The sequence below is a fragment of the Georgenia sp. EYE_87 genome (assembly GCF_023148685.1).
In the GTDB taxonomy this organism is placed as follows: domain Bacteria; phylum Actinomycetota; class Actinomycetes; order Actinomycetales; family Actinomycetaceae; genus Georgenia.
Map to the genome: position 1 here is coordinate 60,550 of NZ_JAHXNL010000017.1, position 12,044 is coordinate 72,593.

8 protein-coding genes are annotated in these 12,044 nt (G+C 72.7%); 7 read left to right on the forward strand and 1 reads right to left on the reverse strand.

Features of this window, described 5'->3' with window-relative positions; translation table 11 throughout:
* Positions 1 to 2: 2 nt before the first annotated feature.
* From KZX45_RS17935 to glcF, 7 genes are all read left to right on the forward strand, one after another.
* Entirely contained in the window at positions 3 to 1,148 is a 1,146-nt protein-coding gene (locus tag KZX45_RS17935) for a glycerate kinase (RefSeq protein ID WP_248259123.1), read from the forward strand.
* Entirely contained in the window at positions 1,145 to 2,524 is a 1,380-nt protein-coding gene (gene allB / locus KZX45_RS17940; RefSeq protein ID WP_248259124.1) for an allantoinase AllB, read from the forward strand. Before KZX45_RS17935 ends, allB begins: the two co-directional genes overlap by 4 nt.
* 56 nt (positions 2,525 to 2,580) lie before the next feature.
* The gene (gene bcp / locus KZX45_RS17945) at positions 2,581 to 3,057 is read left to right on the forward strand and encodes a thioredoxin-dependent thiol peroxidase (RefSeq protein ID WP_248259125.1); all 477 of its coding nucleotides are present in this window, start codon (positions 2,581 to 2,583) and stop codon (positions 3,055 to 3,057) included.
* A gap of 178 nt (positions 3,058 to 3,235) precedes the next feature.
* Complete coding sequence (gene aceB, locus KZX45_RS17950; RefSeq protein ID WP_374112615.1) at positions 3,236 to 4,822, forward strand: malate synthase A; 1,587 nt, start codon at positions 3,236 to 3,238, stop codon at positions 4,820 to 4,822.
* A 111-nt stretch (positions 4,823 to 4,933) separates the two neighbouring features.
* Complete coding sequence (locus KZX45_RS17955) at positions 4,934 to 6,499, forward strand: FAD-linked oxidase C-terminal domain-containing protein (RefSeq protein WP_248259126.1); 1,566 nt, start codon at positions 4,934 to 4,936, stop codon at positions 6,497 to 6,499.
* Entirely contained in the window at positions 6,499 to 7,881 is a 1,383-nt protein-coding gene (locus tag KZX45_RS17960; RefSeq protein WP_248259127.1) for an FAD-binding oxidoreductase, read from the forward strand. The genes KZX45_RS17955 and KZX45_RS17960 overlap by 1 nt, the downstream gene beginning before the upstream one ends.
* The gene (gene glcF / locus KZX45_RS17965) at positions 7,881 to 9,362 is read left to right on the forward strand and encodes a glycolate oxidase subunit GlcF (RefSeq protein ID WP_308221769.1); all 1,482 of its coding nucleotides are present in this window, start codon (positions 7,881 to 7,883) and stop codon (positions 9,360 to 9,362) included. The genes KZX45_RS17960 and glcF overlap by 1 nt, the downstream gene beginning before the upstream one ends.
* 68 nt (positions 9,363 to 9,430) lie before the next feature.
* Here the strand turns inward: glcF and KZX45_RS17970 are convergent, their stop codons facing one another.
* Positions 9,431 to 11,248 (reverse strand): L-lactate permease, encoded by a 1,818-nt coding sequence (locus KZX45_RS17970; RefSeq protein ID WP_248259128.1) that lies wholly within the window; start codon positions 11,246 to 11,248, stop codon positions 9,431 to 9,433.
* Positions 11,249 to 12,044 lie beyond the last annotated feature (796 nt).

The following is a 12,044-nucleotide window of genomic DNA, read 5'->3' on the forward strand; positions in this document are numbered from 1 at the left end:
CCATGAAACTGCTCCTCGCGCCGGACAAGTTCAAGGGCTCGCTGACCGCGGCCGAGGTCGCCGCCCACCTCGCGGCCGGCTTCCGGCGTGCGCTGCCGGGGGTCGAGATCGACGAGCTGCCCGTGGCGGACGGGGGCGAGGGAACGGTGCAGGCCGCCCTTGCGGCGGGCTTCTCGCCGGTCACCCTCACGGCCACCGGACCGCTCGGCGAACCGGTCACCACCCGGTACGCCGTCCGGGACCGCACCGCCGTCGTCGAGATGGCGGCGGTGACGGGCCTCGAGATGGTCGAACCCGACGACGTCACGGCCCGCCGGGCCACCTCGCGCGGGCTCGGCGAGCTGATCGCCCACGCGCTCGACCATGGCGCCACCACTGTCGTCGTCGGCGTGGGCGGCTCCGCCAGCACCGACGGCGGGGCCGGCATGCTCGCCGCCCTGGGCGCCCGCCTCGCCGGTCCCGACGGCGAGCTCCCTGACGGGGGCGACGCGCTCCGCGCGGTCACGACCGTCGACCTCGCCGGTCTGCACCCGCGCCTGGCGACGGCGGAGCTGGTCCTGGCCTCCGATGTCGACAACCCCCTCCTCGGGCCCCGCGGCGCCGCCGCCGTGTACGGACCCCAGAAGGGCGCCGACCCGGTCGCCGTCGCCGACCTCGAGGCCTCGCTCGCCGCCTGGGTGAGCGCGCTCGAGCGCGCGGGAGCCGACCGGGCGCGGGAACGGGCCGACGCCCCGGGTGCCGGCGCGGCCGGGGGAGTGGGCTATGCCTGCCTCCTCCTCGGAGCGACGCGCCGGCCCGGCGTCGACGTCGTCCTCGACCTGGCCAGCTTCGACCGTCGCCTCGCCGGGGTGGACCTCGTCGTCACCGGCGAGGGCAGCCTCGACGAGCAGTCGCTGGCAGGGAAGACGCCGATGGGCGTGGCCGAGGCCGCCGCCACGCACGCCGTGCCCACCGTCGCGGTCTGCGGCCGGGCCACCCTCACCCGGGAGCAGGCGCAGGCGGCCGGCATCGAGGCCGTCCACGCGCTCACGGACCTGGAGCCCGACGTCGCACGCTGCATCGCGAACGCCGGCGAGCTCCTGGAGCGGCTCGCCGCGCGGGTCGCCGACGAGCGGTTCGCCCGCCAGCAGGAAAGGGTGGACCGGTGAACGGTCCCGACCCGGTCGTCGCCCCGCCGCGGGACGGGGCCGGCGTGCGTCACGACCTCGTCGTGCGCGCCGCCCGGGCGGTCACGCCCGAGGGTCTGCGCGCGGTGGAGGTCGGTGTCCGCGACGGCGTGATCGCCGCCGTCGAGCCGCTCGGCGCCGGGCTCGCGGCCGACGCCGTGGTCGACCTCGCCGGCGACGAGGTGCTGCTGCCCGGGCTGGTCGACTCCCACGTGCACGTCAACGAGCCCGGCCGCACCGAGTGGGAGGGCTTCGAGTCCGCCACCCGAGCGGCCGCGGCAGGCGGCGTCACGACGATAATCGACATGCCGCTGAACTCCGTGCCGCCCACCACCGACGTCGCGGCGCTGGAGGCCAAGCGCTCCGTGGCCCGGCGCAGCTCCTTCGTGGACGTCGGCTTCTGGGGCGGCGCCGTGCCCGGCAACACCGGCGACCTGCGCCCGCTGCACGACGCCGGGGTCTTCGGGTTCAAGTGCTTCCTGATCGACTCGGGCGTGCCCGAGTTCGGCCACCTCGACCCCGACGAGCTCGAGCGGGACCTGACCGAGCTCGCGAGCTTCGACGGTCTGATGATCGTCCACGCCGAGGACCCCGGCGTCATCGGCTCCGCCCCGCACGCCCACGGCCGCCGTTACGCGGACTTTCTCGGCTCCCGCCCGCCGCAGGCGGAGGAGGCGGCCGTCGCCACCGTCATCGAGGCCGCTCGCCGCACCGGCGCCCGCGTCCACGTCCTGCACCTCTCCGACGCCGGCGCGCTGCCGATGATCGCGGCCGCCCGTGCCGAGGGCATCCGGCTGACGGTCGAGACCTGCCCGCACTACCTGACCCTCGCCGCCGAGGGGGTGCCCGACGGCGCCACCGCCTTCAAGTGCTGCCCGCCCATCCGTGAGGAGGCCAACCGGGAGGCGCTCTGGCAGGGGCTGCTGGACGGCACGATCGACATCGTCGTCACGGACCACTCGCCGTCGACCCTCGACCTCAAGGCCCTGGACACCGGCGACTTCGGGCAGGCGTGGGGCGGCGTCGCCTCGCTCCAGCTCGGGCTCGCGGCCGTGTGGACCGAGGCGCGCGCCCGCGGCGTCGGGCTCGAGCAGGTGGTGCGATGGATGTCGGCCGGGCCCGCCGCCCTGGCCGGGCTCGCCACCAAGGGTGCGATCGCCGTCGGGAAGCAGGCGGACCTGGCGGTCCTCGCACCGGACGAGGAGCTCGACGTCGATCCGGCCGGGCTCCATCACCGCAACCCGATCACGCCGTACGCCGGGCGCCGGCTCGCCGGCGTGGTGCGTCGCACCCTGCTGCGCGGGCGGGACGTGACCGGCGAGCCGGCGGGTTCCCTGCTGCGCCGGGGCGAGGCCTGACGGACCATGTCCGGAGCACGACGAGCACGACCCACCCACCATCGAAGGAGAGCCGCATGACGAGGCTGCCCCCCGGCGACACCGCCCCCGACTTCACCCTCCCGACCCCGGACGGCACCACCGTCTCGCTCGCCGGGCTGCGCGCGAGCGCCGAGAGCGGCGTGATCGTGTACTTCTACCCGAAGGCCTCGACCCCGGGCTGCACCACCGAGGCCTGCGACTTCCGCGACAACCTGGCCTCCCTCGCGAGCGCGGGCTACGCCGTCGTCGGCATCTCGGCGGACCCGGTCGAGGACCTCCGGGCCTTCGCCGACGCCGAGCGGCTCACCTTCCCGCTCGCGTCCGACGCGGACCACGCCGTCGCGGACGCCTACGGCGCGTGGGGGCCGAAGACGCTGAACGGGCGCACGTTCGACGGCGTGCACCGCTCGACGTTCGTGGTCGACACCGGCGGCGTGGTACGGGAGGCCTACTACGACGTCGAGGCGCGGGGGCACGTGGCCGCGCTGCGCGAGTCGCTCGTCAGCGTCTGAGCCCGGGCCGACGCGCGTCGGTTCTCGACGCCGACCTGCGACCGCGTCCGTGGCAGGTGGCGGGCAACCGTCCGCGGCTGCACCTCCCGCCGGCCGCAGCGTTGACCCGGGTGACCGCCCTCACTACTGTTTCCACCAGGAAGAGTGTTCGTTCCGCATCGTGAAAGAGAGACGCATCGTGGCAACTCCCGACGGCCTGACGATCACCGGCGAGATGAACGAGCGGTACGAGGAGGTGCTCACCCCCGCGGCGCTCGACCTCATCGCCTCGCTGCACCGCCAGCTCAACGGGCGCCGCCTCGAGCTGCTCGAGGCGCGGCGCCGGCGGGTCGCCGACCTCGCCGACAGCGGCACGCTGGACTTCCTGCCCGAGACCAGGCACATCCGCGAGGACGACTCGTGGCAGGTGGCGCCCCCCGCGCCGGGCCTCGTGGACCGCCGCGTGGAGATCACCGGACCCACCGACAAGAAGATGACGATCAACGCGCTGAACTCGGGCGCGAAGGCCTGGCTGGCGGACCACGAGGACGCCAACACCCCGCAGTGGAGCGCGGTCGTCGGCGGGCAGCTGAACCTGCTCGACGCGATCAACCGCACCATCGACTTCACCGCCGAGAACGGCAAGACGTACGCCCTCAAGCCGGACGACGAGCTGGCCACGATCATCGTGCGTCCGCGCGGCTGGCACCTGCCGGAGAAGCACATCCTCGTCGACGGCGAGGAGACCTCCGGCTCGCTGGTCGACTTCGCCCTCTACGTCGCCACCGCCGGCCTGCGGCAGATCGAGAAGGGCCTCGGCCCGTACTTCTACCTGCCGAAGATGGAGTCCCACCTCGAGGCGCGGCTGTGGAACGACGCGTTCATCATCGCCCAGGACGCCCTCGGCATCCCGCGCGGCACCATCCGCGCCACGGTGCTCATCGAGACCTACCCCGCGGCGTTCGAGATGGAGGAGATCCTCTACGAGCTCCGCGAGCACTCCTCCGGCCTGAACGCCGGCCGCTGGGACTACATGTTCTCGGTGATCAAGTGCTTCCGGACCCGCGGCAAGGACTTCCTCCTGCCCGATCGCAACGCCGTGACCATGACCGTTCCGTTCATGCGCGCCTACACCGAGCTGCTGGTGCGCACGTGCCACAAGCGCGGTGCGCACGCGATCGGCGGCATGGCGGCGTTCATCCCGAGCAAGGACGAGGAGGTCAACAAGGCCGCCTTCGAGAAGGTGCGCGCGGACAAGACCCGTGAGGCGAACGACGGCTTCGACGGCTCCTGGGTGGCGCACCCGGGCATGGTGGAGCTGTGCAAGGAGGTCTTCACCTCCGTCCTCGGCGACCGGCCCAACCAGATCGACCGCAAGCGCGAGGACGTCCACGTCACCGCGGCCCAGCTGCTCGACGTCGCCGCCACCCCGGGCGACGTGACCGAGCAGGGCCTGCGCAACAACATCTCGGTCGGCATCCAGTACCTCAAGGCGTGGCTCGGCGGCCTCGGCGCCGTCGCCATCTTCAACCTCATGGAGGACGCCGCGACGGCGGAGATCTCGCGCTCGCAGGTGTGGCAGTGGCTCCACAACGACGTCACGCTCGCCGACACCGGCCACCGCGTGACCCGCGAGCTCATCGACCGGATCGTGGAGGAGGAGATTGCCAAGCTCCCCGGCGACCCGGCCGACTACGAGGAGGCCAGGCAGACCTTCCTCGAGGTCGCCGTCGCCGACGACTACGCCGACTTCCTCACGCTCCCGGCCTACGAGCGCATGGCCTGAGGTGCCTGCCGGCGGGCCGCCCGGCCCGCCGGCCCGCCGCCCGTCGGCTCGGCCCACCGGCTCGCTCGGTCGGCGCACACCGCCGCAGTCGTCAACGAGGAGGTTGCCGCCATGACGTCCACCGACACCCCCGCGCACGACGGCGCGGCCGGGTCCGCAGAGGTCCCGCACGGCACCGGAGCGCCGGACCCCGACGAGCTGCGCGTGCGGGTCGCCGCCGAGGCGCTGGCCCGGGTGACCGCGCAGCTCTCCCGGACGCTGCCCGCCGAGCAGGTCATCACCGACCGCCAGCGGCTGCGTACCTACGAGTGCGACGGGCTCGCCCAGTACAAGGTGGTTCCGGGGCTGGTCGTGCTCGCCCGTGACGCCGACGACGTCGCCACCGCGGTCCGCGCCTGCGCCGAGCATCAGGTCCCCTTCGTGGCGCGCGGCTCTGGCACCGGGCTCTCCGGCGGTGCCCTCCCACGGGCGGAGGGCGTGCTCGTCGTGATGTCGCAGATGCGGCAGATCCGGGAGATCGACGCCGCCGACCAGCGGGCCGTCGTCGACCCGGGCGTGATCAACCTGGCGCTCACCCGCGCGACCACGCCGGACGGCTACTACTTCGCCCCGGACCCCTCGTCGCAGTCCGTGTGCTCCATCGGCGGCAACGTGGCGGAGAACTCCGGCGGCGCGCACTGCCTGAAGTACGGCTTCACCACGAACCACGTGACCGGGCTCGACCTCGTCACGCCGTCCGGCGAGCTGGTCGAGCTCGGCGGCAAGGCGCCCGACCCGCCGGGCTACGACCTGCTCGGCGCGCTGGTGGGCTCCGAGGGCACCCTCGGCATCGTCACCGAGGTCACGGTGCGCCTGACCCGCCTGCCCGAGGAGGTCCAGACCGTCCTGGCGGGCTTCCGGTCCACCGACGACGCCGGGGCGGCCACCTCCGCCATCATCGCCGCCGGGGTCATCCCGGCAGCGATCGAGATGATGGACGCGCTGGCCATCGAGGCCGCCGAGAAGGCGGTCGCCTGCGGCTACCCGGCCGGGGCCGGTGCGGTGCTGGTCATCGAGCTCGACGGTGCCGCCGCCGACGTCGCCGGCGAGCTCGCCGAGGTGCTGCGGCACTGCGAGGCGAACGGTGCGTTCGAGACCCGCATCGCGGCCGACGACGTCGAGCGCGCCCTGATCTGGAAGGGCCGCAAGTCCGCCTTCGCCGCCGTCGGGCGGATCAGCCCCGACTACATCGTCCAGGACGGCGTCATCCCGCGCACCGCCCTGCCGCAGGTGCTGCGCCAGATCGCCGAGCTCTCCGCCGAGCGCGGCGTGCGCGTGGCCAACGTCTTCCACGCCGGAGACGGCAACCTCCACCCGCTGGTGCTCTTCGACGACGCCGAGGAGGGCGCCGCGGAGCGGGCCGAGGAGGTGGCCGGCGGCATCCTCGAGCTGTGCATCGCCAACGGCGGATCGATCACCGGCGAGCACGGCGTGGGGTCGGACAAGGCGCGGTACATGCCGAAGATGTTCACCGAGGAGGATCTCGACACCATGCAGGCCGTGCGCTGCGCGTTCGACCCGGACAACATCTCCAACCCGGGGAAGGTCTTCCCCACGCCACGCCTGTGCGGCGAGCGGCCGGGGCGGCGCCAGGGTGCGCACCCGCTGCAGGAAGCCGGACTGGCGGAGGTGTTCTGATGGCACGCAGGAACACCGCGGGGGCCCCGAGCACCGCGGGCGCGAGCGGCGGCGACGCCGGGACCGCCGAGGTCGACCTCGCCGCGCTGGCTCGCAGCCTGGACGGCGCCGGCGACGTCCGCGAGGCCGGCACCGACGACGTCGTCGACGGCGTGCCCGCCGCCGCCGTCGCCCGGCCCACCTCGGTCGCGGGCGTGTCCGCCGTCGTCCGGGAGGCGACCGTGCAGGGACTCGTCACGGTCGCGCGCGGTGGCGGCACGGCGCTCGACTGGGGGGTTCCGCCCGAGCGCGTCGACGTCATCCTCGACCTGAGCGGCCTCGACCGGCTCGTCGAGCACGAGTCGGGCGACCTCGTCGTGGTCGCCGAGGCCGGCCTGACGCTGCGCGACCTGCAGGAACAGGTGGGCCGCGCCGGGCAGGAGCTTGTCGCGGACGTCCCGCGCGAGCGCTACGAGGCGGGCTCGACCGTCGGTGGGGCGCTGGCGACGGGCGCCTCCGGCCCCCGGCGTCTGCAGCGGCTGGCGCTGCGCGACCTCGTGCTCGGCGCCACGGTGGTCCTGGCGGACGGCACGGTGGCCGCCTCGGGCGGCAAGGTCGTGAAGAACGTCGCGGGGTACGACCTGGCCAAGCTCATGACCGGGTCGTACGGCACGCTGGGCGTCGTGGTCCGGGCGGCTTTCCGCCTGCACCCCGTGCGTCCCGACCGCGCGTACGTGGTGCGCACCGGCCCGCTGGAGGAGGTCGCCGACCTGGCCCGCGCGCTCGTCGCCTCGCAGCTGGCCCCGGCCGCCGTCGAGCTCGACCGGCCCGCCGGCAGCGACGAGGCGACCCTCGCCGTCCTGCTCGAGGGCACGGGCGACGCCGTCGCGGCGCGGGCCGCCGAGGCCGCGGCGCTCGTCGGCGGCACCCCCGGCGCGGAACCGGCCTGGTGGGGGAGGCTGCCCGAGGGGCCCGTCTGCGCGAAGGCCACCGCCACGCTCGTCGGCGTCAAGGGCCTCCTGCGGGCCGCCCGCGCGGCCGAGCAGGCGCACGGCGCGGCCGTCGCTCTGCGCGGTTCCGCCGTCGGCGTCCTCCATGCCGGCATCACGCCCGGGGGCAGCGTGTCGCCGGTCCGCCCCGGCGACGACGCGGCGACCGTGGAGCCCTCGCAGTCTGCCGGCGGCTCCGACGCCGCCACCGTGGCGCGGGTGGTGACCGCGCTGCGCGCCGCCGCGCCGAGCCCGCGCGACGGGACCGTGGTGGTCCTGCGGGCGCCGGCGGCGCTCAGGGACGGGCTCGACGTGTGGGGCCCGGTCGGCGGGCTCGAGCTGATGCGCAGCATCAAGGAACGCCTGGACCCGGGCCGCAACCTCGCGCCCGGCCGCTTCGTGGGAGGGATCTGATGAGCGTCGACACGCCCAAGGGCCAGATGGGTGACGCCGAGCCGGCGCAGTCCGCCACGACCCTGCCGGACGTCCTCGCCCTGGCGGCGTTCGACAACCACCACCCGCCGGCGCGCGAGCTCATCGACGACTGCGTGCACTGCGGCTTCTGCCTGCCCGCCTGCCCCACCTACAACCTGTGGGGCGAGGAGATGGACTCCCCGCGCGGGCGCATCTACCTGATGAAGGAGGGCCTCGAGGGCGAGCCGATGAGCGCCTCGATGGTCCAGCACATCGACGCGTGCCTGGGCTGCATGGCCTGCGTGACCGCGTGCCCTTCAGGCGTGCAGTACGACAAGCTCATCGAGGCGACCCGTCAGCAGGTCGAGCGTCGCGGGTCCCAGCACCGGTCCCTCGCCGACCGGGCGCTGCGGGAGGGGATCTTCCAGCTCTTCCCGCGGCCCGAGCGCCTCCGCCTGGTCCGCGGACCTCTGGCGCTGTACCAGCGCAGCGGGCTGAGCCGGCTCGTGCGCGGCTCGAAGGTGCTCGAGAGAATCTCTCCCACGCTCGCGACCATGGAGGCCATCGCGCCCCCGATCGAGCGGCAGGTGAGGATCCCGGCGTACACGCCGGCCAGGGGGGAGCGTCGCATGACGGTCGGGCTGCTGCTCGGCTGCGTGCAGCGCGAGTTCTACCCCGGCGTGAACGCCGCCACGGTCCGCGTGCTCAACATGGAGGGCTGTGACGTCGTCGCTCCGCCCGCACAGGGCTGCTGCGGTGCTCTCTCCGTGCACGCCGGGCGGGAGGAGGAGGGGCTGCGCTACGCCCGCAACCTCATCGACGCCTTCTCCGAGGCAGGGGTGGAACGCGTCGTCGTCAACTCTGCCGGGTGCGGGTCGACGATGAAGGACTACGCCCACCTCCTCGCGGACGACCCCGCGTACGCCGACCGGGCCCGCGCGTTCTCCGAGAAGGTCCGGGACATCTCCGAGATCCTCGTCGAGCTCGGTCCCGTGGCCACCCGGCACCCGCTGCCGGTCACCGTCGCCTATCACGACGCCTGCCACCTCTCGCACGCGCAGAAGGTGCGGTCCCAGCCGCGCCAGCTGCTCCGCGCCGTCCCGGGCCTGACGATCAAGGAGATTGCCGACGGCGACCTGTGCTGCGGCTCCGCCGGCATCTACAACCTGGTCAACCCCGAGCCGGCGCGCGAGCTCGGGGACCGGAAGGCGACCAACGTCGCCGCGACCGAGGCCGAGCTTCTCGTGACCTCCAACCCGGGCTGCCTGCTGCAGATCACCGACGCCCTGGGCCGCCAGGGCAAGCACATCTCGACCGCCCACATGATCCTCGTGCTCGACGCCTCCCTGCTCGGCAAGGGCGTGGACACCCTCCTGCAGGAGGCGCCCACAGCCGCCCGGCCGGCCGCCCCGGAGCCGGAGCCGTCCACGCCCGAGGCCGGCGGATGCGCGTGCGGGCGGCCCGGGGGCTGCGGCGGCTGAGCAGGAACGAGCGCTGACGAGGCCCCCGGCCGGCGAGTGCCGGACGGGGGCCCCTCTGCCGTGCTCGCTCAGACCTTGGCGAGCTGCACCTCGGGGTTCAGGGCATCTGTCTTCGTCGTGATCTTCCATGCCGTGACGAGCAGCGCGACCAGCAGTGCGACGAACACGAAGGTTCCCGCGTTGAGGCCGACCCCGAAGATCCACATGTACCCGATCGAGCCCGCTGCCAGGCAGTAGTAGGTCATCGGGATGATCGTCTTGCGGATGAGGTCCCCCTCGCGACCGAGCAGCCCCACCGTCGCCGCTGCTGCGACGACGTTGTGGACGGCCACCATGTTCCCGGCGGCACCGCCGACAGCCTGGACGGCGACCACCGTCTCGGGGCTGGCCGCACCGATGCCCTCGCCGGTCGAGAACTGGAAGAGGGAGAACATCATGTTCGAGACGGTGTTCGACCCGGCGACGAAGGCGCCGAGAGCACCGATGAACGGCGCCAGGATCGGCCAGTTCTGACCGGCGACGTTGGCAGCCGCCTCGGCCAGCGTGATGGGCATCGAGCTCAGCCCGGCCTCGTTGTAGTCCCCGCCGGAGTTGATGAAAATCCGTACCAGCGGCAGGGCGCACAGCAGCGCCACGGCGGCGCCCGCAAGCTGCCCGCTCGCCACCTTCCACGACGCCGCGATCTGACGGCCGCTCATCCGGTGCAGCACGTACGTGATGAGGCACGCCAGCAGGAAGATTGCGCCCGGGGAGTAGAGGAGCTCCATGTTCTGCGAGATCCCGGTGCCGAAGATGTCGTTGGCCCTGATGACCACGGGACCGGTCAGGAACGCCTTGATCGCGGGCACGTTGCGCGTCAGGAGGAGGAGCGCGGCGACGATGACGTAGGGGCTCCAGGCGAGCGCGATCGGCATCTTCTTCGTCAGGGTGGCTGCCTCGGCGTCCGGGTTGACGGAGCCCATCCAACGATCGCTCCACCGCTCGCGCGACGGGAAGTCCCAGACGTCCTTGGGCATGAGGAAGCCCTTCGACGACGTGTACATCACCAGCACGAGACCGATGAAGCCGCCGATCATCGAGGGGAACTCGGGACCGAGAACGTAGGCGACGGTGACGTAGGGGACCACCATCGCCAGGGCGGCGTAGACGGTGAACGGTGCGACCGCCAGCCCGGCACGGAAGCTGCGCCTCTCGCCGAAGAAGCCGGTCATCAGGCACACGAGGAACAGCGGCACCAGGATGCCGACGATCGCGTGGATCGTCGCGACCTGCGTGGCCGTGTGGGCGACGAAGCCGGCGTGGTCGAGTCCGAGGGCGTCCGCGCGTGCCTGGACGTTGGGCACGAAGTTGCCGTCCGTCCCCGCCAGACCGGTCCCGACGCCCGTGATCATGGGCGTGCCGACGGCGCCGAAGCTCACCGGGGTCGACTGGATGATCAGCCCCGCCATCACCGCGGCCATCGCGGGGAAGCCGAGCGCCAGCAGGAGCGGCGCCACGACCGCCGCCGGCGTGCCGAACCCGGCCGCGCCCTCGATGAACGAGCCGAACAGCCAGGCGATGATCACCACCTGGACCCGGCGGTCCGCACTGATGCTGGTGAAGCCCGCCCGGATCGACTGGAGCGCGCCGCTCTTCGTGATCGTCTCCAGGAGCAGCAGCGCCCCGAAGACGATCCAGAGGAGCCCGATGGCGATGAGCAGCCCCTGGACCGCGGAGGCACCGATCGTCGTCCAGCTCATCTTCCACACGGTCAGGGCGACGACGACCACCACGGCCAGCCCGACGGGCATCGCGTACTTGGCCGGCCACCGGAGCCAGAGGAGGAGCGCGCCGATCACGAGGATCGGCAGCAGGGCGAATAGTGCGAGTACTGCGAGGTTGTCCACGAGCCCTCCAGGGTCCCGGCATCGTCGCCGGATCGAACGGGTTTCACGATATGGAAAACGGAGTCCACGCAAGGGTGCGGTCAGCACCGTACCGGTAAGTGCGATGGCGCAACAGACCTGTCGAGGATGGGCGACTCACGCTCTCTGGCCGGGGATGACGGTCGGGGCCGGCACCCCGGTTCGCCGGGTGGGCGTCCGGTCTGCGTCGAAGGCCGGTCAGCTGGGTGGCCGGGGTGAACGGTGAGTTGCTCGTCGGTCGCCGACGGGTGCCCGGCCGGATGTTCGGGGGCCGGCGCCGACGGGTGCTCGGCCGGTGTCGGGGAGCCGCGGACAGAAGGCTGCCAGTGGCGACCTCCCACAAGAACGGTGCTGGAGCGTCCTGAAGGGCCCCAAGGTGACGTCCAGCAAAGGACGACGAATAGCGGAAACCTGGTTCCGTTGGGTGTGATGGGGGTCATGGGTTGGTGGTTTGACCGTGGGTTCTGGGGTTGCTTAATATTGGTGAGCCCCGCCAGGGAGGCACGGACACCGTGAGGGTGGCCGGTCCCGGGGGGAAATCCTGGTTGTGAGTCGTGGTTTCGTGCTGCGGCGGTGGTCGGGGTGCCTGGCCGGTTGTGATTGTGCCTGTGCTGCGGGTTGACCTGCGGATTTGGCATGGTGGCTCGGATAGGTTAGGCTAGAGAGGTTGCCCCGGTGGGGGTTCGGGAGTGGGTTTTCCCGGGTCTTGCTGGTGTGTGTCTGTTCTTTGAGAACTCAACAGTGTGCCAAGTTTTTGATGCCATTTGATTCTGGGTGT